At 72.3% G+C, this 22,469-nt stretch carries 14 protein-coding genes; 10 read left to right on the top strand and 4 right to left on the bottom strand.

Annotation, left to right across the window (positions count from 1 at the left end; translation table 11 throughout):
• Positions 1-104: 104 nt before the first annotated feature.
• Positions 105-1,805 carry a PucR family transcriptional regulator gene (locus IF47_RS0110555; protein ID WP_031508324.1) on the top strand — a complete coding sequence of 567 codons (1,701 nt, stop codon included), beginning with the start codon at positions 105-107 and terminating at the stop codon, positions 1,803-1,805.
• Between the two features lie 22 nt (positions 1,806-1,827).
• Here the strand turns inward: IF47_RS0110555 and IF47_RS0110560 are convergent, their stop codons facing one another.
• The gene (locus IF47_RS0110560) at positions 1,828-3,165 is read right to left on the bottom strand and encodes a M14 family metallopeptidase (RefSeq protein ID WP_031508325.1); all 1,338 of its coding nucleotides are present in this window, start codon (positions 3,163-3,165) and stop codon (positions 1,828-1,830) included.
• A 288-nt stretch (positions 3,166-3,453) separates the two neighbouring features.
• Here IF47_RS0110560 and IF47_RS0110565 point away from each other — a divergent pair, with 288 nt between their 5' ends.
• Positions 3,454-4,908 (top strand): aldehyde dehydrogenase family protein, encoded by a 1,455-nt coding sequence (locus tag IF47_RS0110565; protein WP_031508327.1) that lies wholly within the window; start codon positions 3,454-3,456, stop codon positions 4,906-4,908.
• 154 nt (positions 4,909-5,062) lie between these two features.
• On the opposite strand, the gene IF47_RS0110570 is transcribed toward IF47_RS0110565, so the two are convergent.
• Positions 5,063-7,996 (bottom strand): glycoside hydrolase family 3 C-terminal domain-containing protein, encoded by a 2,934-nt coding sequence (locus IF47_RS0110570; RefSeq protein WP_031508328.1) that lies wholly within the window; start codon positions 7,994-7,996, stop codon positions 5,063-5,065.
• Positions 7,997-8,310: 314 nt separating this feature from the next.
• Between IF47_RS0110570 and IF47_RS0110575 the strand changes: the two genes are divergently transcribed.
• The 4 genes from IF47_RS0110575 to IF47_RS0110590 all read left to right on the top strand — a co-directional run bounded on the left by IF47_RS0110575 (position 8,311) and on the right by IF47_RS0110590 (position 14,353).
• Positions 8,311-9,975, top strand: coding sequence for an extracellular solute-binding protein (locus IF47_RS0110575; protein WP_031508329.1), 1,665 nt, complete (start codon positions 8,311-8,313; stop codon positions 9,973-9,975).
• 157 nt (positions 9,976-10,132) lie between these two features.
• Positions 10,133-11,197: an ABC transporter permease gene (locus IF47_RS0110580; protein ID WP_051717416.1), complete on the top strand. Its 1,065-nt coding sequence runs from the start codon at positions 10,133-10,135 to the stop codon at positions 11,195-11,197.
• A gap of 44 nt (positions 11,198-11,241) precedes the next feature.
• The gene (locus IF47_RS0110585; protein WP_078591721.1) at positions 11,242-12,123 is read left to right on the top strand and encodes a carbohydrate ABC transporter permease; all 882 of its coding nucleotides are present in this window, start codon (positions 11,242-11,244) and stop codon (positions 12,121-12,123) included.
• Positions 12,124-12,295: 172 nt separating this feature from the next.
• Positions 12,296-14,353, top strand: coding sequence for a beta-galactosidase (locus tag IF47_RS0110590; protein ID WP_031508334.1), 2,058 nt, complete (start codon positions 12,296-12,298; stop codon positions 14,351-14,353).
• A gap of 79 nt (positions 14,354-14,432) precedes the next feature.
• On the opposite strand, the gene IF47_RS0110595 is transcribed toward IF47_RS0110590, so the two are convergent.
• On the bottom strand, positions 14,433-16,481 hold the full coding sequence (locus tag IF47_RS0110595; protein WP_031508336.1) for a glycoside hydrolase family 31 protein: 2,049 nt from the start codon (positions 16,479-16,481) through the stop codon (positions 14,433-14,435).
• Positions 16,482-16,524: 43 nt separating this feature from the next.
• Positions 16,525-17,538, bottom strand: a complete 1,014-nt coding sequence (locus IF47_RS0110600) for a LacI family DNA-binding transcriptional regulator (RefSeq protein ID WP_031508337.1) — start codon at positions 17,536-17,538, stop codon at positions 16,525-16,527.
• 232 nt (positions 17,539-17,770) lie between these two features.
• Between IF47_RS0110600 and IF47_RS0110605 the strand changes: the two genes are divergently transcribed.
• From IF47_RS0110605 to IF47_RS31195, 4 genes are all read left to right on the top strand, one after another.
• Positions 17,771-19,687: an acyl-CoA dehydrogenase family protein gene (locus IF47_RS0110605; RefSeq protein ID WP_051717402.1), complete on the top strand. Its 1,917-nt coding sequence runs from the start codon at positions 17,771-17,773 to the stop codon at positions 19,685-19,687.
• Positions 19,688-19,880: 193 nt separating this feature from the next.
• Positions 19,881-20,306, top strand: coding sequence for a hypothetical protein (locus IF47_RS0110610; protein ID WP_031508340.1), 426 nt, complete (start codon positions 19,881-19,883; stop codon positions 20,304-20,306).
• On the top strand, positions 20,306-21,664 hold the full coding sequence (locus IF47_RS0110615; RefSeq protein WP_031508342.1) for a hypothetical protein: 1,359 nt from the start codon (positions 20,306-20,308) through the stop codon (positions 21,662-21,664). The genes IF47_RS0110610 and IF47_RS0110615 overlap by 1 nt, the downstream gene beginning before the upstream one ends.
• A gap of 15 nt (positions 21,665-21,679) precedes the next feature.
• Positions 21,680-22,444 carry a hypothetical protein gene (locus IF47_RS31195; RefSeq protein WP_211257186.1) on the top strand — a complete coding sequence of 255 codons (765 nt, stop codon included), beginning with the start codon at positions 21,680-21,682 and terminating at the stop codon, positions 22,442-22,444.
• Positions 22,445-22,469 lie beyond the last annotated feature (25 nt).

Consider the following 22,469-nt stretch of genomic DNA (forward strand, 5'->3'; position numbering starts at 1 on the left):
GTCTTATTCTCACTACCGTACGTCCAAAAAGTCGGCACGTTCCCTCCACCTGTCGGGCGCCGACCGAGAAGCGGCGGTCCGTCGGAAAGGGCACCAGGTCAGCCATGCCCCTCACCCTCGCCTCACTGGTTCAGCACTCCGCTCTCAAGCTCACCGTCCTCGCGGGTGAGAGCCGGTTGGACACCCCCGTGCGCTGGGCGCACGTGAGCGAGCTGGCCGACCCCGTGCCGTACCTGGAGGGCGGGGAGCTGCTGCTGATCACGGCGCTGAAGCTGGACGTCGAGGACGAGGAGGCGATGCGCCGCTACGTCGGGCGGCTGGACGCCGCCGGGGTGGTCGGGCTCGGGTTCGCGGCCGGGGTCAGCCACGAGAAGGTGCCGCGGGCACTGCTCGACGCCGCCCGCGAGACCGACTTCCCGCTGTTGGAGGTGCCCCGGCGCACCCCGTTCCTGGCCATCAGCAAGGCGGTCTCGGCGGCCGTGGCGGCCGACCAGTACCAGGCGGTCACCGAGGGGTTCGAGGCCCAGCGCGAACTGACCCGCGCCGCGCAGTCCGCGGAGGGGCCCGCCGCCCTGCTGGCGAGGCTGGCCGTCCACGTCGACGGCTGGGCCGCGCTCTACGACATCTCCGGCGCGCTGGTCGCCGTCGCCCCCGCCTGGGCGGCCCGCCGCGCCGCCCGGCTGACCGGCGAGGTGGAACGGCTGCGCGACCGGCCCGCACCCGCGAGCGCCGTGGTGAGCGAGGCCCGGGGCGGCGACCGGGCGGACGACCGGGTGGAGCTGCAGTCGATCGGGTCGGGGCGGCGGCCCCGGGCCGTGCTCGCGGTCGGCACGGGCGCCCCGCCGGGGACCGCCGAACGGTACGCCGTCAACTCCGCCGTCGCCCTGCTGACGCTGACCACCGAGCGGTCCCGCGCCCTGCAGGAGGCCGAGCAGCGGCTGGGCGCGGCGGTGCTGCGGATGTTGATGGCGGGGGAGGTCGATCACGCCCGGGCGGTCGCCGGTTCGCTCTACGGGGGGCTGCTGGACGAGCCGCTGCGGGTGATCGTGGCGGAGGGCGCCTCCACCACGACCGGCCGGCGGCGCGCCGCCGCCGCGGGGGCGAAGGCCCGCGGGGGCGAGGCGGAGGGAGGCGTCCTGGGGGAGCCGAAGGAGTCCGGCGGCCTGCCCGCCGCGGTGGAGACGCTCGCCGAGCGGGTCGAGGCGGCGGCCGCCCGGGCCGGAGAGGCCGTCCTGCTGGTGCCGCACGGCGCCCGGTTGACGGGTTTGGTGGCCGACGGCGGGGCCGCGGCGGCGGCCTGCGCGGACTTCGCCGCGGCGGCCGAGGCCGCCGGCGAGGACGATCCGGAGCACGGGGTGGTCGTCGGCGTCTCCGCGCCCGCCGGACTCTCCGCCGCGACCGTCGCCTTCAAACAGGCCCAGCAGGCGCTGTCCGTGGCCCGCCGCCGCGGTCGGGCGCTCGTCGAGCACGAGGACGTGGCCTCCGGATCGGTGCTCCCGCTGCTGGCCGACGACGCCGTACGGGCCTTCGCCGACGGACTGCTGCGGGCGCTGTACGAGCACGACGCGCACGGCCGGGGCGATCTGGTCGCCTCGCTGCACGCCTGGCTGTCGCGGCACGGGCAGTGGGACGCGGCCGCCGCCGACCTCGGCGTCCACCGACACACCCTCCGCTACCGGATGCGGCGGGTCGAGGAGATCCTCGGCCGGTCGCTGGACGACCCGGACGTGCGGATGGAGCTGTGGCTGGCGCTCAAGGCGACGGCGGCCGTGCCCCCGCCCCGGAAGGACCGGAAGAAGTCCTAGCGGGCCGGGAGCGGGAGTCGGGTCAGGAGGCGCAGTACCGCGCCTCCTTGCCGATCGAGCGGTACATGCAGTCGGCGTTCTCCAACAGCAGCAGGACGGCGCCCTCGTTGCGGGAGGTCTCCCGCTCGATCACCTCGTCGGGCGGGTAGAAGCCCTCCCGGCCGTTCGGCCCGGGGTACATCTCGAACGTGTAGCTGAAGATGCGGTGCACGCCCCACATCCAGTCGTTGACGGAACCGTCCGTGATGTACAGGTCGCTGGACTGCTGCGGGGTGTAGCCGTTGGAGGCGGCCATCGCCCTGCCGACGGCGGCGAAGGCGTCGCGGTCGTCCCGGGTGAGGCCCTCCGCGGTGTCGTCGTAGGTGTAGCCGTAGGGCCACAGCACCAGCTCGCTGTAGGTGTGGAAGTCGATGTGCGCCCTGATCTGCTGCCTCCCGCCGACGACCCGGCTGTTGACGAAGTCGGTGACGACCTTCACCTCGGTGCCGGACCCGGCGGACGGGCCGCGGTAGGTACTGGCGGAGGGGCTGGAGGAGGAGCCTCCGCAGCAGCCCCACTTGTAGGGCCAGTTGCGGTTGAGGTCGGTGCCGATGTACGAGGAGCCGGGGGTGGGCTGGCGGTTCTTGCGCCAACTGCGGTAGCTGCCGGAGGCGATGTCGTACTCGCCGCCGTCGGGGTTCATGTCCGGGATGATCCACAGTTCGCGCTGGTCGACCATCCGGGTGATGCGGGAGTCCGAGCCGTACCGCTCGCCGAACTCCCGGATCACGTAGAGCGCCATCTCGACGGTGAGGTGCTCACGGGCGTGCTGGTGGTGGGTGAGCAGCACCTCCGGCTCGTTCTCGTCGGTGCGGACGTTGTCGCTGATCTTGACGGCGACGATGTCGCGGCCCTGGTAGGACTTGCCGATGACCCTCTTGCTGATGATGTCCGGATACTTCCTGGCGTATCCGTCGATCGCGGCCGTCATCTCGGCGTGGTTGTGGTAGCCGGAGTCGGCGGGCGGGAAGTCGAGGATCCCGACCTCTCCGTCCGCCGCCGCGGCGCGGTTCGGCGGGGCGGGCAGCTCGGTGAGGAGGTGGCCCGCCTTCCGCAGCTTCTCGGCCTGCGCGGTGTCGGCGGTGACCACCACCGAACGCTCGCGCACCGCGTCGATCGCGGCGCCGGTGCGGGCGATGGCCGTGCGCTGCTCGGGGCCGGTGACGCCGGTGATCTCGTACTGCCGTTCGCCGACGGTCGTGGGGGTCCGCCGGTCGTCGTCGGGGGCGGCGGTGGCCTGCGCCCCGAGCGGAACGGCCAGTGCGAGGGTGAGGAGGAGGGCGGCGGTGGTGAACCGCCGCCCGCGGTGATGTCTACGCATCGCGTCTCCTGGGGTGTCCAGTTCGACGGGTGGGGGTGGTGCGTGCCGTGTCATGCTCGCGGCAGACAGGCGCGCGGGCAACAGCACTGTTCCGCCAAAGCGGTGCAAGGCCTCGCCGGACTGGGACGCGCCGGACAAGGGGCCGGCGCCGATGCGCCCCCTACGGTGGGAACGGGAGCCCGCCGCGCCGCCGCGGGACCCCGATCACGTGCATTGCCTCAGCGCATTGCTCCACCGCATCGCTCCACCAACCATCGCTCCACCACATCGGAAGGGCCGGGATACGCAGTGACCACAGCGACATCCACGCACGCGTTCTGGCTCGCCGGCCGCGAGGCGACCGGCGACGAGACCTTCGAGGTCACCTCGCCCTGGGACGGCCGGACCGTCGGCGCCGTCAGCGTTCCCACCGAGGCCCAGGTCGAGGAGGCCGTGGCCGCCGCGGCCGCGGCGGCCCCCGGGTTCGCCGCCACGCCCGCGCACGTGCGTGCCGCTGCCCTGGACCACGTCGCACGGCGCCTCACCGAGCGCACCGAGGAGATCGCGCGGTTGATCTCCGCCGAGAACGGCAAGCCCGTCAAGTGGGCCCGCGGCGAGGTCGCCCGCGCCGTCTCGGTCTTCCGCTGGGCCGCCGAGGAGACCCGTCGTTTCAACGGCGGCACCGCCCAGCGCCTGGACACCGACGCGGGCGGCACCGGTCGCCTCGCCCTGATCCGTCGCTTCCCGCGCGGTCCGGTGCTGGGCATCGCGCCGTTCAACTTCCCCCTCAACCTGAGCGCCCACAAGGTGGCCCCGGCCATCGCCGTCGGCGCGCCGATCATCCTCAAGCCGGCCCCGGCGACCCCGCTGTCCTCGCTGCTGCTGGGCGAACTGCTGGCCGAGACGGACCTGCCCGCCGGCACCTGGTCGGTGCTGCCCGTGCCCAACGACCGCATGCCCTCCCTGGTGCGGGACGAGCGGCTGCCGGTCGTCTCCTTCACCGGCTCCGGGCCCGTCGGCTGGTCCATCCTGGACTCCGTCCCCCGCAAGCGCGTCACCCTGGAACTGGGCGGCAACGCCGCGGCCGTGGTCCTGGCCGACTACTCCTCCGAGGCCGACCTGGACTGGGCCGCGCAGCGCATCGCGACCTTCTCCAACTACCAGGGCGGCCAGTCCTGCATCTCCGTCCAGCGCGTCATCGCCGACGCCTCGGTGTACGAGCGACTGGTGCCCAGGATCGTCGCGGCGGTCGAGGCGCAGACCACCGGCGACCCGTCGGACGACGCCACCGACGTCGGCCCGCTGATCAGCGAGGACGCCGCCAAGCGGGTGGAGTCCTGGGTGGACGAGGCCGTCGCGGCCGGGGCGAGGCTGCTGACCGGCGGCAAGCGCGACGGGGCCGCCTACGCCCCCACCGTGCTCGCCGACGTCCCGGCCGATGTCACGATCGCCTGCGAGGAGGTCTTCGGCCCCGTGCTGACCGTCGCCTCCGTCGAGGGCGAGGAGGCCGCCTTCGCCGCGGTCAACGACTCCCGGTACGGCCTGCAGGCCGGCGTGTTCACCCACGACGTGCAGGCCGCCTTCCGCGCCCACCGCGAGCTGGAGGTCGGCGGCGTGGTCATCGGCGACGTGCCCTCCTACCGGGCGGACCAGATGCCCTACGGCGGCGTCAAGGAGTCCGGCGTCGGGCGCGAGGGCGTGCTGTACGCCATGGAGGACTACACCTACGAGCGGGTGATGGTCCTCACCGGCCTGGACCTGTGACGAGGCCCGTGCCCTTCGGCGGCCGGGACGCGCACCCGCGCGTCCCGGCCGCCTCCGTTCCCGGCCGTTTCCCCTCCCGACCGGGGGGGTGCGCGAAGCCGCGGTCCGGCACCCGAAGGCGTGAGGGCCGGACCGCGGCGAGGCCCGCCTGACGTCAGGGCGCCTCGGCGATCGGGCGGTCGCCGAAGCCCAGACGGGCCAGTCTCACGGGGCCGTGCAGGGTGACGCGCAGGTCGTGGACGCCGGTGGGCGGATCGGAGAGAGCGGCCCGCACGGTGGTGTAGGCGTAGCGGTCGCCGGTGGAGGGGACGGTGAGCGAGGCCAGGACGCGGTCGTCGCGCCCGTCGGCCAGGCGCAGGACGATCCGGGCCTCGCCCGGCTCCTCGCGGGCGGCCGTCACGGTGACGGTCACGGGGCCGGCCCCGAAGTCGCAGTCCTGGAAGGTCAGTTCGCCCGGTTCCGGTCCGATCGGGGCGACGGCGTCGCCGCGCTCCCGGCTCAGGTCCACCAGGTGGGTGCCCCGCTGGTCGTCGTGGTCGACGGCCCGGACGCTCGCCATCGGGCGCGGGGCGGGCGGCTCGCCGTCCACCCGGACGGTGGCGGTGGCGCGGATGTCGGCGCTGGAGGCGCCGACGTCGACGCCGTAGGTGCCCGGCGCCACCGTCCAGCGGCGGTGGGCCACGTCGTGGAAGCCGAGGACCTCGGCGAGCGGAACGGCGAACTCCACCTCCCGTGAGGCGCCGGGCTCCAGACGGATCCGCCGGTGGGCGGCCAGCGCGCGGTGGGGGCGGGGGATCCGCGGGCCGGCCACGTCGACGGCCCGGACGTAGAGCTGGACGACCTCGTCGCCGGCCGTCCCCCCGGTGTTGGTCACCGCGCAGCGGACGGTCAGCGTCTCCCCGTCGTGGCTCGCCGTCGCCTCGCCGTAGGAGAAGGACGTGTACGACAGCCCGTGGCCGAAGGGGTACAGCGGCGTGCCGTCGAAGTACAGGTACGTGGTGCGGGCGCCGATGACGTCGTAGTCGAGGAGGTCGGGCAGGTCGGCGTCGGCGGCGTACCAGGTCTGCGGCAGTCGCCCGCCCGGAGCGACGTCGCCGGCCAGCACGGCGGCCAGGGCCTGCCCGGCCGCCTGGCCGCCGTGGGCCGTCCACAGCAGGGCGGGCAGGGCGGCGTCGGCGTCCCCCACCGCGTACGGGTAGGCCGAGGTGAGCACCAGCGCGGTGCGCGGGTTGGCGGCGCGGGCCGCGCGCCAGAGCCGGTCCTGGTGCGGGGGCAGGGCGAGGGTGACGCGGTCCTCGGTCTCCCGTCCGTTGATGTGCGGATCGTTGCCCGCGACGACGACCACCACGTCGGCCGCCGCGGCGACGGCCGCCACCGCGTCCTCGCCGCGCTCGACCGTCTCCACGGTGAACACCGCGCCCTCTTCGCCGTCCCCGGCAACCTTCACGCCCTCGGCGGCCACTGTCAGGTACCGGCCCGTTCCCCGGTGCCTCAGGAGGTGTCCCTCGCCGTGCGGCCGCAGTTCGAAGGTCTCCTGGACGATCCAGCCGCCCGGCTGGTCGGCCGAGGCGCGCACGAGACCGTCGTCGGCGACCGACAGGTACCGGCCGTTCGCCGCGCGCAGGGTCAGCACCCCGCCGCCCCAGTCGACCAGGGCGAACTCGCTCGACTCGCCCGACTCGCCGGGATCGGCGGAGGCCGTCAGCGGCGGCAGGTCGGTGCGGCCCCGCAGCAGGGCCGGGTCCAGGGCTTTGGCCGTCGCCGGATCGCCCGCCCCGTCCCCGGCGGGCGCGGTGGCGGGAGCGGTCAGCAGGCCGGCGGAGCAGCGCAGCCGCACCCGGTCGACGCCCTCGGCGTACGTCACGCGGTCGGCGCCGAACCGCTCGCGCAGACCGTCCAACGGGGTGGAGCGGCGCAGGAGGGCGCCGCTGTACCAGTCGAGCTTGCACTCGTTCGCCAGCAGTCCGACGACGGCCACCCGCATGCCCTCGGGCAGCGGCAGCAGCCCGTCGTTCCGCAGCAGCACGATCGCCTGCTCGGCGGCCTCGCGGGCCAACCGGCGGTGCTCGGGGGTGTCGAAGGCGGCGTCTCCGTCTCTTTCGGGGCCGTTTTCTGGGCCGTCCTCGGGCGCCGGGTCGAACTCGCCCAGGGCGCAGCGCATCGCCAGCAGCCGCCGGACCGCCGTGTCGACGTCGGCGGGCGTGATCAGGCCGCGCTCCAGTGCGCCGCGCACCCGGGCGGTGATGGTGGAGGAGTCCTCGCCGTGGTCGGTGAAGCTGTCCACACCCGCGCGCAGGGCGGCGGCGGTGGCCTCCTCGTGGTCGGCGAAGTACGCCTGGGAGTCGGCGAGGTTGCTGGGGGCGCCCGCGTCCGAGCACACCACCGGATCGTGGTCGCACCAGGTGCGCAGCTCCTCGGCGAGCAGCGGGGAGAGGTGGTTGGGACGGCCGTTGACGAGGTTGTAGGCGGGCATCACCCCGGCCACCGAGCCGGCCTTCACCGGGCCGCGGAAGGCGGGGAGTTCGTACTCGTGGAGCACCCGCGGCCGGACCGAGGCCGAGGAGGTGTCGCGGTCGGTCTCGTTGTTGTGCGCCAGCCAGTGCTTGAGCACCGGGGCGGTGCGCCAGCGGGTGGGGTGGTCGCCGCGCAGTCCGCGGGTGTAGGCGGTCGCGATCGCGGCGGTCAGCCGCGGGTCCTCGGAGTAGCCCTCCTCGTTGCGGCCCCACAGCGGGTGGCGCAACAGGTTGACCGTGGGCGACCAGACGTTCGTCCCCACCCGCGGATCGCGCGCCCGCATCGCGCGGACCTCGCGCCCGACGGCCTCGCCGACCCGGCGCACCAACTCCTCGTTCCAGGTGGCCCCCAGCCCCACGGCCTGGGGGAAGACGGTCGCCGGCCCCATCCAGGCCACCCCGTGGAGGGCCTCCTGGCCGGTGCGGAAGGCGGCCACGCCGAGACGCTCCACGGCGGGGGAGAACTGGTGGAGCATCGCGACGCGCTCGTCGAGCGTGAGCCGTCCCAACAGGTCGTCGACGCGCTCCCGGATCGACAGCCTCGGGTCGCGGAAGGGCGGCTGGTCGGTGCTCACGGACGGATCCTCTCCGACAGTGGGTGTGCGCGGCGACGAGACGACGCGGGGGTTCAGGATTCGAAGCGCTTCGATGCTGGGGTGACCCGGGGGCGGGTGTCAAGGCTTCGAACCGCGACAACCTCCCCGTGCCGCGAACGTCCTGGCATCAGGGTGCGCTTGCGCGCTGGGACGTTTCTTCGCCCCGACCCTTGCGCGGTATGACCCTCACACTTAATCTCGGCGCAATATCGAAGCGCTTCGACCCACCTCGTTCGACCGGTGGGGCCATCGCCCGCCGTCCCGCCGACGCGCTGCCACGAAGGGTTGCCACCATGTCCCAGACCCACAGCCCGAGCCGGAGAACGTTCCTCGCCTCCACGGCCGTCGCCGCCGCCGTGGTCGGCGGGGCGCCGCTGCTGTCGGGGTGCTCCTCCGGGGGCGAGGGCCGCACCGAGGGCACGACGACGAAGAAGGACGCGGAGAAACTCCTCCCGGCGTACGTGGCCTCCCGCGTCGTCGAGCCGGACATCCCCGGCGAGAACGGCTCCCGCCCGGGTTTCACCGACAAGGCCGAGCCGTACGAGAAGCTGCCGGCCTCGGTCCCCGAGAAGATGGGCAAGGGCGGCAGGGTCACCATCATGAGCCCGCTGTGGGGCACCCCGCCGAAGAAGGACTGCGCCTACTACCGGGCCGTCGACGAGGCCATCGGCGTGCGCGTCGACTGGCGGACGCAGGACGGCAACACCTACGGCGAGAAGCTCGGCGCGGTGCTGGCCTCCAGCGGCATCCCCGACATGGTGGTGATCCCCGGCTGGGAGATGCAGGGCAAGATCCACAGCGCCATCGACAGCCGCTTCGCCGACCTCGGCCCCCACCTGTCGGGCGAGAAGGTCGAGAAGTACCCCAACCTCGCCGCCATCCCCACCGCCGCCTGGCGGATGTCCATCTTCGGCGGAGAGCTGAAGGGCCTGCCCCTCCCGTCCGGCGCGGTCGACATCGTCATCCCCTACTACCGGCAGGACGTCTTCGAGGACAAGGGCTGGGAAGTCCCCACCAGCGCGCAGGAGTTCATGGACCTCGCCAAGGAGATCACCGCGCCCAGGGCCAAGGTGTGGGCCTGCGAGGACATGAAGTGGACGGCGTTCAACGTCTTCGGCGTGCTGCCGGACAAGCCGTACTGCTGGGAGCGGCAGGGGGACAAGCTGGTCCACCGCATCGAGAAGGACGACTACCTCGAGGCGCTGGAGTGGACCCGCAAGCTCTACGCCGCCGGGGTCGTCCACCCCGACGCCATGGCCGTGCGCGGCGACGCGGGCACCCGCTTCACGGCCGGCCAGTCGATGATCACCAACGACGGCAACGCCAAGTGGTACGGCTGGACCTTCGAGCAGAGCGGCCGGAACCCGGACTTCCGCGTCCAGGGCATGGACATCTTCGGCCACGACGGCGGCGACCCGCGACTGTACTTCGCCAACCCGGCCGGCATCTGGGCGTTCGTCAACAAGAAGGCCTCCCGGGAGACGGTCGAGGAGTGCCTGGCCATCGCCGACTACGCCGCCGCCCCCTACGGCACCAAGGAGAACCGCCTGATCCGGTACGGGGTGGAGGGCACCCACTACACGCTGAAGGACGGCGTGCCCACCAAGACCGAGCAGGGCGTCACCGAGGTCCAGGACACCTACTTCTTCACCGCCGGCGCCGAGGCCGTCGCCGCCTTCCCCGACCACCCGCGGGTCGTGGAGGACTGGTGCGGGTGGCAGCGGCGGATGGGCGCGTTCATGAGGAAGCCGCTGCTGTACGGGATGCAGGTCCGCGAACCCAATCGGTGGGCCAACCTCGGCGACCAGTTCGAGGACCTGGAGGACGACGTCGTGCGCGGCCGCAAGAAGATCTCCGACATGCAGCGGGCCATCGAGGAGTGGCGCAAGGCCGGCGGCGACGAACTACGCGACTGGTACAAGAAGTTGATCGACGAGATCGGTGAGTCCGCCGCCTGAACCACCCGCGCACCCAGGCAACGGTCCGGCGCGGACGGCGCGTCACCGCGGCGCTCCGCGCCGGACCGGGCCGGCACCCAGGCTGACGAGGAGAGCCCCTGTGTCCCACAGCACGGCCCCGGGCGAGGCACCGACCGGAGGCACCGGCCCCACCGGCATGGCCCCGGCGCCCCACATCGCACCGGCCGCACCGGCCGACTCGCCGACCGCGGACGGAGACCCGCCGTCCGGCGGCCCGCCGCGCGGACGGCGCACGGGCCGGAAGGGGGCGAAAGCGTCCGTGCCGCCCGGCGGCGTCACCTGGCGGCACCGGCTGCGCCGCGACCGCGCCCTGATCCTGATGACCCTGCCCGCCCTGGTGCTGGTGCTGGTCTTCGCCTACGTGCCGCTGCTGGGAAACGCCATCGCCTTCAAGGAGTTCGACCCCTACATCGGGGAGTCGTTCCCGGAGAGCTTCGAGCTGAGCCCCTGGATCGGCCTCGAGAACTTCCAGCGGATGTGGGAGGACTCCTACTTCTGGGCGGCCGTCCGGAACACCCTGGTGATCTTCCTCATCCAACTGGTGTTCTTCTTCCCCGTGCCCATCCTGCTGGCCCTGCTGATCAACAGCATCGTCAGCCCGCGGGTGCGGGCCTGGGCGCAGGGCGTCCTGTACCTGCCGCACTTCTTCTCCTGGGTCCTGGTCATCACCGTCTTCCAGCAGATCCTCGGCGGCGCCGGGCTCATCGCCCAGAGCATGCGCGAGCACGGCTGGGGTGACGGGTTCGACCTCATGACCGACCCCGACTTCTTCAAGTTCCTCATCACTCTCCAGGCGATCTGGAAGGACGCCGGATGGGGGATCATCGTCTTCCTCGCCGCCCTGGCCGCGGTCAACCCCGACCTGTACGAGGCCGCCGCCGTGGACGGCGCGGGCCGGTGGCGGCGGATGTGGCACGTCACCCTGCCCGCGCTGCGCCCGGTGATCGCGCTGCTGCTGGTGCTCCGCGTCGGCGACGCCCTCACCGTCGGCTTCGAGCAGATCCTGCTCCAGCGCCCGGCGGTGGGCACGGGCGCCGCCGAGGTCCTGGACACCTACGTGTGGAACGTCGGCCTGGAGAACGGCGACTTCGGGTACGCCGCGGCCGTCGGCGTCGTCAAGGGGATCTTCGGCCTGGCGTTGGTGCTGGCCGCGAACAAGACCGCCCACCTGCTGGGCGAGCAGGGGGTGTACAAGAAGTGAGCGTCCTGACCGAGGACCGCGAGCGGGAGGGCGCGGGCGCCCGGATGCGCCCGGCCTGGGAGGAGCCGCCCGGCTCCGTCGGCCTCGCCGCCAAGGGCGCGGTGCTGGCCGTGGCCTGCCTGGCGATCCTCTTCCCGCTGTGGATCGTGGTCGTCACCAGCCTGTCGTCGGCCGAGACGATCACGGAGGCGGGCGGCCTGGTGACGGTGCCCGACGGGATCACCTTCGAGGCGTACCGCGAACTGCTCTCCGGCGGCCAGGTCACCCGGGCGACGGTCGTCAGCGTCGGTGTCACCGTCGTCGGCACGGTGTTCAGCATGACCGTCTCGGTGCTGTGCGCCTACGGGCTCTCCCGCCCCGGCTCCTTCGGACACCGGCCGATGCTGATGACGCTGCTGGCCACCATGTTCTTCGGCGCCGGACTGATCCCCACCTACCTGCTGGTGCAGTCCCTCGGCCTGATCGACTCCTATGCGTCGCTGATCCTGCCCAGCGCGGTCAGCGTGTTCAACATCCTGGTGCTGCGGGGCTTCTTCACGAACACCGCGCCCGAGCTGATCGACAGCGCCCGCATCGACGGCGCCGGGGAGTTCCGCATCCTGTGGCGGATCGTGATGCCGCTCTCCAGGCCCGTGCTGGCGGTGATCTCGCTGTTCTACGCGGTCGGCTACTGGAGCGCCTGGTTCAACGCCTCCATCTACCTCAACGACCAGAGCAAGATGCCGCTCCAGGTCGTGCTCAACCAGATCGTCCTCAAGGGGGAGCGGCCGGTGGGGATGTCCCAGATCGTCAACACCGGCCAGATCCACACCCTCTCGGTGCAGATGGCGGTGATGGTGCTGGCCCTGGTGCCGGTCGCGGTGCTCTCCCCCTTCGTGCAGAAGCACTTCAAGAAGGGCATGCTCATCGGCGCCGTCAAGGGCTGACCCCGCCCCGTCCTCGGCCCCGACCCGTCCCCGGTCCGTCCCCGGTCCGTTCCCATCCCCCAGGCAGTGAGGTCCCCATGACACACCACCCCCACGCCCGGAGTGTCCCCGTGGTGGGGCGCCCCGCCCCGCACGGCGCCGACGGCCGCGGCGCGCGGGACGGAGGCCCCCGGTGACCCCTTCCCTGCACGACGTCACCCGCGGCCGGCTGCTGTACGGCGGCGACCACAACCCCGAGCAGTGGCCCGAGGAGGTCTGGCACGAGGACGTCGCGCTGATGCGCGAGGCGGGCGTCAACCTCGTCACCGTCGGCGTCTTCTCCTGGGCCCGGATCGAACCCCGTCCCGGCGCCCGCGAGTTCGACTGGCTGGACCGCGTCCTGGACCTGCTCCACGGCGCCGGGATCGGCGTCTGCCTGGCCACCCCCACCGCCTCCCCGCCCCCCTGGATGGGCGCCCGCCACCCCGAGACCCTGCCGCGCGACGAGACGGGCGCGACCGTCTGGTACGGCTCGCGCAACCACTTCTGCGCCTCCTCGCCCGTCTACCGTGAGTACGCCCTGCGGATCGCCGCCGACCTCGCCGACCGCTACGGCGACCACCCCGCGCTACGGCTGTGGCACGTGAACAACGAGTACGGCACCTCCTGCTGGTGCGACGAGACGGCCCGCCACTTCCGCCGCTGGCTGCGCGCCCGGTACGGCGACCTGGAGGCGCTCAACGGCGCCTGGGGGACGGCCTTCTGGAGCCAGCGCTACGACTCCTGGGAGGAGATCGTCCCGCCGCGCCGGACCCAGTACCTGGCCAACCCCACCCAGACGCTGGACTTCCGCCGCTTCACCAGCGACGCCCTGCTGGAGTGCTTCGTCGCCGAACGCGACGCCCTGGCCGAGCGCACCCCGCACGTCCCCGTCACCACCAACTTCATGCCGCTGTTCGTGGGCCAGGACGGCTGGACGTGGGCGGAGCACCAGGACGTGGTCTCCGTCGACCTCTACCCCGACCCCGCCGACCCCGACGGTCCGGACGGCGCCGCCCTGGGCGCCCTGGTGCAGGACCTCACCCGCTCCCAGGCGCGCGGGCCGTGGCTGCTGATGGAACAGGCCGCCGGCGCCGTCAACTGGCGCGGTGTCAACCGCCCCAAGCCCGAGGGGCTGATGCGCCTGTGGTCGTTGCAGGCCGTGGCGCGCGGCGCGGACGGGATCTGCTTCTTCCAGTGGCGTCAGTCCCGTCAGGGCAGCGAGAAGTTCCACTCCGCGATGCTCCCCCACGCCGGGAGGCGGAGCCGCCTCTTCGGGCGGGTTCGCGGACTGGGCGCCGAACTGGGTGCGTTGAGCGAGGTCACGGGTGCCTCCGTGCCCGCCGGGACTGCCGTCCTCCACGACTGGAACGCCTGGTGGGCCGGCCTCCAGCAGGGCCGCCCCTCGGACCGCCTGACCCACACCGGGCCGCTGCGCGCCTGGCACCGCGCCCTGTGGGAGCGGAACCTGACCTGCGACCTGGCCCGTCCCGAGGCGGACCTGAGCGGCTACGCGCTCGTCGCCGCACCCCACCTGTACCTGCTCACCGACGAGGCCCTGGACAACCTCGCCGCCTACGTCCACGGCGGCGGCACCCTGGTGTGCGGCTTCTTCACCGGCGTCGCCGACGCCGACGACCGGATACGCGAGGGCGGCATGGACGCCCGGCTGCGCGAGGTGCTGGGCATCGACCTCGTCCACGAGTGGTGGCCGATGGCCGAGGGCGAGACCCAACACCTCACCCTCCACCCGGCCGCCGGAATCTCCGGAGCCGCCGGGCCCGCCACCGCCGACCTGTGGCGCGAGGACGTCGAGACGGCCGGCGCCGAGGCCGTGGCCTCCTACCGGGGCGGCGAACTCGACGGCCGCCCCGCCGTCACCCGCCACACCTTCGGCGCGGGCACCGCCTGGTACCTGACCACCCTCCCCGACCCCGACACGCTGCGCGCCCTGCTGGGACGCGCGGCCCACGAGGCGGGCGTACGGCCTCCGCTGCCCGATCTGCCCACGGGCGTGGAGGCCGTACGCCGCGGCGGACTGCTGTTCCTCCTCAACCACCGCCGCGAACCGGTCGCCGTCCCCCTGCGCGTCCCGGCGACCGACCTGCTCACCGGACGGCGGCACGAGCGAGGCGTCCCGCTCGACCGACACGGCGTCGCCGTCCTGCGCGAGGAGCCGCCCGCGCGGGAGGGACTGCGGGAGGGACGCTGACACCCGTCCCCACCGGATGCCGCGTCCCGCGCCCGCGAGGACACGGACGGCGCCGGCGCCGCCCGTGCCGCGCCCGCCGTCAGCCCTCCCGGACCGGCAGCTCGGCGCCGTCCCGCAGGAACAGCGGGATCCGCTCCAGCGGCGCCGGCACGGTGACGGGCCCGCCCCCGGGGTACGCCTCGCCCGTCCAGGCGTCCGTCCACTCCGCGCCCGCCGGCAGGTGGACGGTGCGCTCCCGGGCGCCCATCTCCAGCACGGGCGCCACCAGCAGGTCGGGGCCGAGCAGGAAGGCGTCGGCGACGTCCCAGGCGTCCGCGTCGTCGGGGAACTCCAGGAACAGCGGTCGCATCGGCGGCAGCCCCTCGGTGTGGGCGGTGCGCATCTGCTCCAGCAGGTACGGCTTGAGGCGTTCGCGCAACCGCAGGTAGGCGGCCATGACCTCGCCGGCCTCCTCGCCGTAGGACCACACCTCGTTGGGGCCGCCCGTCATCCCCGGACCCAGCGGCATGCCCGGCTCGCGGAAGCCGTGCAGCCGCATCAGCGGGGAGAGCGCCCCGAACTGGAACCAGCGCACCATCACCTCGCGGTACGCCGGGTCGTCCGGGTCGCCGCCGTGGAAACCGCCGATGTCGGTGTTCCACCAGGGGATGCCCGACAGCGCGGTGTTGAGCCCGGCCGCGATCTGGCGGCGCAGGGTGGCGAAGTCGGTGCCGATGTCGCCCGACCACAGGGCCGCGCCGTACCGCTGGGACCCGGCCCAGGCCGAGCGGTTGAGCGTGATGATCTCCGTGACGCCCTCGGCGGCCAGACCGTCGTGGACGGTGCGGGCGTTCTCGCGGGGATAGAGGTTGGCCACCTCCAGGCCGGGCCCGGCGTGGTAGCGCAGGTTGGCGGAGAAGCCCGGCTTCAGCTCCGGCTCCCCGGCGTCCAGCCAGAAGGCCGTGATGCCGTGCGCCACGTAGTTCTCCCGGATACGGGACCACACGAAGTCGCGGGCGTCGGGGTTGGTGGCGTCGTAGAAGGCGACCTGGACCGGTTCGGAGACCCCCTTGTCCGGCCAGTCGGCGTGCGCCAGCGGCCCGTACTCGGTGCCGATGAACAGCCCCTGGTGCTCCATCGGCCGGTGGTTCTCGCTCAGCGGCGAGACGGAGGGCCACACCGAGACCACCAGCTTGACGCCCAGCTCCTCCAACTCCCTCACCATGGCGGCCGGGTCGGGCCACTCGGCGGGGTCGAACCGCCACTCGCCCAGGTGCGTCCAGTGGAAGAAGTCGCAGACGATCGCGGAGATCGGCAGGTCCCGCTTGCGGTACTCGCGGGCCACCGACAGCAGTTCCTCCTGGGTGCGGTAGCGCAGTTTGCACTGCCAGAACCCGGCCGCCCACTCCGGCAGCATCGGAGTGCGGCCGGTGGCGGCGGAGTAGCGGCGCTGGGCGTCGGCCGGGTGCCCGGCGGTGATCCAGTAGTCGATCTGGCGGGCGGAGTCGGCGACCCAGCGGGTGCCGTTGTGCGCCAGCTCCACCCGACCGACGGCCGGGTTGTTCCACAGCAGGGTGTAGCCGCGGGACGAGGTCAGGACGGGGATGGACACCTCGGCGTTGCGCTGGACGAGGTCGATCACCGTGCCCTTCTGGTCCAGCAGGCCGTGCTGGTGCTGGCCCAGTCCGTACAGCCGCTCGCCCTCGTACGCCGCGAAGCGCTGTTCCAGACGGTGGTAGCCGTTGCCGGTGGCGGTGTGGAGCCGGGAGCCGGGCCACCAGAAGTGGGCGCGGTCCTCCGCCAGCAGCTCGGAGCCGTCCTCGGTGCGCAGGAAGCGGAGCATGCCGTCGGCGCTGACGACGGCGGTGATCGCGCCGCAGGTCACCAGGGCGTACCCGGTCTCGATCCGGATCTCGGCTCCCTCGGCGGGCGGCGGTTCCTCCAGCAGCGCGCCCGGCAGACGGTCGAGGACGGGACCGCCCAGCCGGGACCGGACCCGGACGGCGTCCGGACCCCAGGGCTCCAGCCGCAGGGTCTCCTGCCGTCCCCTCCACTCCAGCGCGCCGTCGCGGGTGGAGAAGGTGCCGTGGGTGGGGGAGGGCTGGGCGAGGGACGACGGCGGAGGGGAGAAGAGGGAGGGTGTGGACACGGTGCTCCTGGGGCTCGTCGGCGGAGGTGTCGGTCGGGACGTGTCAGCGGGGGACGGGGGCGGGGCCCGAACTGGCCCGTACGGTCAGCCGGGGCGGCAGCAGGTCGAGCAGGTCGTCCTTCTCGCCGCGCGCCTTGGCCATCACCAGCTCGACCGCCCGCCGCCCCATCTCGTGGGCGGGGATGGCCACGGAGGTCAGGCGCACGGACGCCTGGACGGCCACCTGGTCGGGGCAGATGGCGACCACCGAGACGTCCTCGGGGACGGCCTTGCCCAGTTGGCGCAGCAGGCTGAGCAGCGGGTCGATGACGGCCTCGTTCTGCACGATGAAGGCGGTGGTGTCCGGGCGTTCGTCGAGGATTCGGGAGAGCGTCCCGGCCATCGCCGCGTAGCTGCCCTCACAGGGCCGGTGCAGCAGCCGCACCCCCAACTCGGCGGCGCGGGCGCGCAGTCCGTCCCGGGTTCGCTCGGCGAAGCCGGTGTGGCGCTCGTAGACGGCGGCGGCCTCGCCGACCACCGCGATGTCGCGGTGGCCCAGCTCGGCCAGGTGTTCCACGCACAGCGCGCCGGTGGCGGTGAAGTCCAGGTCGACGCAGGTGAGCCCGCCGGGGTCGGCGGGAATGCCGATCAGGACGGCGGGGCGTTCGGATTCGCGCAGCAGCGGCAGCCGGGCGTCGTCCAGCTCGACGTCCATCAGGATCATGGCGTCGGCCAGTCCGCTGCCCACCACCCGGCGTACGGCGGCGGGCCCCTCCTCACCGGTCAGCAGCAGGACGTCGTGGTCGTGGGCGCGGGCGGTGGTGGCGACCGCCAGCGCGATCTCCATCATCACCGGCATGTACATGTCGGTGCGGAGCGGCATCATCAGCGCGATGATGTTCGACTTGCTGCTGGCCAGTGCCCGCGCGCCGGCGTTGGGGTGGTAGCCCAGTTCGCGGATGCTCTGCTCCACGCGCTCCCGGGTGGCGGCGGAGATGGAACGCTTGCCGCTGAGGACGTAGCTCACGGTGCTGGCGGAGACTCCGGCATGCCGGGCGACCTCGGCGAGAGTGACCATGGGCTCTCCAGGGTGGTGCGGGAAGCGGCAGGTGAAGCGCTTCGACAAAGAATCTGCGGACCGACCCTAGACCGGAGCCGACTGACTGTCCAGAGACTCCGCACAGGGTTATCGAAGCGCTTCAACTGGAAGGGCGCCCCGTGGTGTACAGCGCGTGAAATCCGTTAAATACGGTATGAAATGGGTACATACGCTCGGGTAACACCCGTCGGTAGTGCGAGGTGAGCCCGCGATGACCGTCTCCGAACGCGAAGCACGGCAGGTGGCCGAGGCCGCGAGGGAGCGCCACTGGCGCAAACCGAGCTTCGCCAGAGAACTCTTCCTCGGCCGCTTCCGCCTCGATCTGGTCCACCCCCACCCCCGACCGGCGGACGAGGACGTCCGGCGCGGCGAGGAGTTCCTCGCCCGACTGCGGGAGTTCTGCGAGACCTCGGTGGACGGCCGCCTCATCGAACGCGAGGGACGCATTCCCGACGAGGTGATCAAGGGCCTGAAGTCCATCGGCGCGTTCGGCATGAAGATCGACCCGGAGTACGGCGGCCTGGGCCTGAGCCAACTCCACTACAACAAGGCGCTGGCCCTGGTCGCCTCGGCCGCCCCCGCCATCGGAGCGCTGCTCTCGGCCCACCAGTCCATCGGCGTTCCCCAGCCGCTGAGGCTCTTCGGCACCGAGGAACAGAGGAGGGCCTTCCTGCCGCGCTGTGCCGGAGGCGACATCTCGGCGTTCCTGCTCACCGAGCCCGACGTCGGCTCCGATCCGGCCCGGCTGGCCACCACCGCCGTGCCCGACGGCGACGACTACGTCCTGGACGGCGTGAAGCTGTGGACCACCAACGGCGTCGTCGCCGACCTCCTCGTCGTCATGGCGCGCGTGCCGGAGTCCGAGGGGCACCCCGGCGGCATCACCGCCTTCGTCGTCGAGGCCGGCTCCGAGGGCATCACCGTGGAGAACCGCAACGCCTTCATGGGACTGCGCGGCATCGAGAACGGCGTCACCCGCTTCCACCGCGTCCGCGTACCGGCCGCCCACCGGATCGGCCCCGAGGGCGCCGGGCTCAAGATCGCGCTGACCACCCTCAACACCGGCCGCCTCTCCCTGCCCGCGATGTGCGCCGGGGCGGGCAAGTGGTGCCTGAAGATCGCCCGCGAGTGGTCCGCGGCCCGCGAGCAGTGGGGCAAGCCGATCGCCCGCCACGAGGCCGTCGGCACCAAGATCTCCTTCATCGCCGCGACCACCTTCGCCCTGGAGGCCGTCCTCGACCTGTCCTCCCAGATGGCCGACGACGACCGCAACGACATCCGCATCGAGGCCGCCCTCGCCAAGCTCTACGGCTCGGAGATGGCCTGGCGGATGGCCGACGAACTGGTCCAGATCCGCGGCGGACGCGGCTTCGAGACCGCCGACTCCCTCGCCGCCCGGGGAGAGCGCGGCGTACCGGCCGAACAGATGTTGCGCGACCTGCGCATCAACCGCATCTTCGAGGGCTCGACCGAGATCATGCACCTGCTCATCGCCCGGGAGGCCGTCGACGCCCACCTGTCGGTCGCGGGCGACCTGATCGACCCCGACACGACGCTCACCGACAAGGGGAAGGCGGCCGTCCGCGCCGGCGGCTTCTACGCCCGCTGGCTGCCGAAGCTGGTCGTGGGCCCCGGCCGACTCCCCGGCGCCTACCGGGAGTTCCACCCGGCCGGCCACCCCGACCTGGCCGACCACCTGCGCCACGTCGAACGCTCCTGTCGCCGGCTGGCCCGCGCCACCTTCCTCGGCATGTCCCGCTGGCAGGGGAAGCTGGAGGCCAAGCAGGGCTTCCTGGGCAGGATCGTGGACATCGGCGCCGAACTGTTCGCCATGAGCGCGGCCTGCGTCCGGGCCGAGATGCTCCGTTCCGAGGGTGACAACGGCCGCGCCGCCTACCAACTCGCCGACGCCTTCTGCCGCCAGGCGCGCATCCGCGTCGAGGAACTCTTCGACCGGCTGTGGACCAACACCGACGACGTCGACCGCAAGGTCGTCCGCGGCGTGCTGGGCGGTGTCTACACCTGGCTGGAGGAGGGCGTCATCGACCCCTCCACCCCCGGCCCCTGGATCGCGGACACCACCCCCGGCGCGTCCACCAGGCCGGACGTCCACCGCACCATCGGCTGAGGTCAGGACCGGAGGCAGCCCCCGGCAGCCCCGGCGCCGCCTTTCGGGAGGCCGAAAACCGGCCATGGCCCCTTCGTACCCGGCGCGGCCATGCGGCAGGATGCCGCGTGGCCGCGTTGCTGTTCGAGGGGGCGGAGGGCCGTACGCGCAGTCGCGCGTGGCCCCGACCGAACATGTCGGCGGAGGAGGGGGAATGTCGTTCGACGAGGAGTGGAACCGCCTGGTGGCGGAGGCGGGCCGCAGACGCGAGGCGCAAACGCGGCTCGCGTCGGCCAAGGGTGACGCACCGGGGGGAACCGGATTGGAGAACGCGGATTTGGGCCTGGTTGACGGGCCGGTCCGCTCAAGAGCGTCGGGCATTCGCACGGTGAACGCGGAGGCCCGTGCCAAGTCGAAACTGGCCGATGCGCAGGCGGCGGGGAAGAGCCACTCCGGTTGGCTCGTCGGAGCGGCGAGCGATGAGTGTGTGGCGGCCTGGCAGAACCGTCTCCGCGCCCTCGGTGACCTGGTCGACGACGCGGCCGACGCCCTGACGAAGGCGATGGATCAGCAGATCAGCCAGGACCACTCCACCGCGGCCCGGCTGCGCGCGTCGGCCCGCTGGCTGGAGGGCGCCTGATGGTCTCCGTCCGCGAACTCGACACCGCCCGGCCCCGGAAATGGCGGGACGCGGCGGATGACGCGGTGAGCGCCGCGAAGCAGTGCGACAGCCTCGCCTCCTACGCCCGGGACGAGGTCGCCGCCACGCTCCGGACCTGTTGGGTGGGCGACACCGGCAGGGCGGCCCGCAGCCGCTTCGTCAGGCACGCCGACGACTACGAGGCCGCAGCCGTCGCGCTGCGGGCCTTGGCGCGTGTCTACGACGGCCTCGCCGATGACATCACCGACGCTCAGCGGGACCTGCGCAGCGCGCTCGACTACGCGCGCAGGCACGATCTGAAAGTGGACGACAGCGGTCGCGTGCAGCTCGCCCACCCCGTCGTGGCTCCCGAGGGCGGCGGCAGTCACCTGGAGCGGCTGGAACACGCCCGCGATGTCATTTCCGGTGCCCTGGCCAAGGCCACCCAGGCGGACATCGAAGCGGCCCGGGCGCTTCGCACCATCGAGGGGCTCACCGCCATAGGCGACCCGAAGTTGGTGAAGGAAGCGCTTCAGGACAACAGTCCGTTGGGTATTGCGCTGCGTCTGTCGGACGGGCTGGACGGACTGCATCCGGTCAACGTCCCACCGACGGTCCTCGCCGCGGTCGATCAAGCCGCGCGGGAGACCAATATCAGCCGGAAGCTCCTGCTGGCCATTCTGTGGCAGGAACAGCAGTGGTACCAGAACCACAATCCGAGCCTGCGCGGGCCGCTGACGGAGTTCGGTCGACTTTTCAACTGGAGCCTCGCCGTGGGGCCCTACCCGGACAAGTCACTGGGGATCACGCATATCAAGCTGCCCACGGCACGCCGCACCATAGAGAACCATCCACAGGCGTTCCGGCTGACTGACGGCAGGTCTTTGGGCGATGTGAGCGATGCGGAACTCGCCGCGGAGATCGAGGCGGATCCGGAACTGGACGTACGGCTCGCCGCTTATCATCTGCAGGACCTCAGAGCGAATCACTACGGAGCCAAGACCGACAAGGACCTGTTCATTCTGTACTCCGCCGACACGCCGGGCGTTCGGGAGTTGAACGAGCAGTACGGTACCGAGTCCGGTCAGCGTGGAGGCGACATCAGACCCAGAGGAGAGAACTGGGACAAGATCGAGCCGCATCTTGAGGACGCCATGGCCTGGGACGCTCTCAACGAAAAAGAACGTGCCCTGGCCATGAGGCAATTGGAGTCACAGACCCCCGCGGGGCACCATGTCTCCATTGCCCCGATCTACAGCGCCGGCAGTCCGACCAGCGGCACGGGCACCGGTGAGCCCGAGCCCGGCATTCCGACCCCGAGTCCCGGCCCGTCACCTGTGCACCCGAAGGGCGGTTGAGCGGTGAAGAAGGCCGTGCTGGTACTGACCTCGTGCCTGTTGGCCGTGGTGCTCACTGCCTGCGACGCGTTCACCCGCAACAGCGGAAGCCCGCCGACGCCGATTCCCGACAGCGTTCCCTCAGAACCTCGATTCGCGTCCGCGGACGAACTCCTGGCCGCGCTCGGCAGGAAGGGCGTGGATTGTGAGGTACTGCGCCGCAGGCAGGGCGGTCTTGACTGCATGGCGGAGGTCGACGGGGCGAAGGTCGAGAACGAGGTTTCGGTCTTCGACGCCGAGGTGGTCGAGGAAGGCGAGATCGGACGGTCCATCGCCAGTCGCCGGAAGGAGCCGTACGGCCACACCATCGTCGCCGCCGGCAACTGGTACATCCGCGTGCTGGACCCCCTCTACGCGCCACGGATCGCCGAGGCCCTCGACGCCGTCGTCCTCCCGCCCCTGTACCCGCTGCCCGACATCCCGGACAAGCCTCGGTACGCGGATCTCGACGCCCTCGCGGAGGCCCTGGACGCCTCCGTCGGGTGTGTGCGGCGGAAGACGGTTTCGGAGGGCGGGATGACGTGTGGGACGGAGCAGTCGAAGGAACCCTGTCACCACCTCGAACTGCACGCCACACCCGCCGCCCGTGACGACGCGCTGCGGTTGGCCATCGGCGTGCCGGAGATACCCAGGTTCATCGTCACAGCGGGGAACTGGTCCATCCGGTTCTGCGACGAGTCGGCGGGACGTACCGCCGCTCGAGACCTGGGCGGAGTCGTCGTCTCCTCGACGGGGCCATAAGCCGCCGGTTTTGCGGGGAGGGCGC

Source organism: Streptomyces megasporus, from assembly GCF_000718985.1.
Classification (GTDB): domain Bacteria; phylum Actinomycetota; class Actinomycetes; order Streptomycetales; family Streptomycetaceae; genus Streptomyces; species Streptomyces megasporus.

What these genes read in the sequence shown, in the direction of transcription:
- IF47_RS0110555 (WP_031508324.1), top strand. Translation starts at nt 105, where the DNA reads ATGCCCCTCACCCTCGCCTCACTGGTTCAGCACTCCGCTCTCAAGCTC.
- IF47_RS0110560 (WP_031508325.1), bottom strand. Translation starts at nt 3,165, where the DNA reads ATGCGTAGACATCACCGCGGGCGGCGGTTCACCACCGCCGCCCTCCTC.
- IF47_RS0110575 (WP_031508329.1), top strand. Translation starts at nt 8,311, where the DNA reads ATGTCCCAGACCCACAGCCCGAGCCGGAGAACGTTCCTCGCCTCCACG.
- IF47_RS0110580 (WP_051717416.1), top strand. Translation starts at nt 10,133, where the DNA reads ATGGCCCCGGCGCCCCACATCGCACCGGCCGCACCGGCCGACTCGCCG.
- IF47_RS0110585 (WP_078591721.1), top strand. Translation starts at nt 11,242, where the DNA reads ATGCGCCCGGCCTGGGAGGAGCCGCCCGGCTCCGTCGGCCTCGCCGCC.
- IF47_RS0110600 (WP_031508337.1), bottom strand. Translation starts at nt 17,538, where the DNA reads ATGGTCACTCTCGCCGAGGTCGCCCGGCATGCCGGAGTCTCCGCCAGC.
- IF47_RS0110605 (WP_051717402.1), top strand. Translation starts at nt 17,771, where the DNA reads ATGACCGTCTCCGAACGCGAAGCACGGCAGGTGGCCGAGGCCGCGAGG.
- IF47_RS0110610 (WP_031508340.1), top strand. Translation starts at nt 19,881, where the DNA reads ATGTCGTTCGACGAGGAGTGGAACCGCCTGGTGGCGGAGGCGGGCCGC.
- IF47_RS0110615 (WP_031508342.1), top strand. Translation starts at nt 20,306, where the DNA reads ATGGTCTCCGTCCGCGAACTCGACACCGCCCGGCCCCGGAAATGGCGG.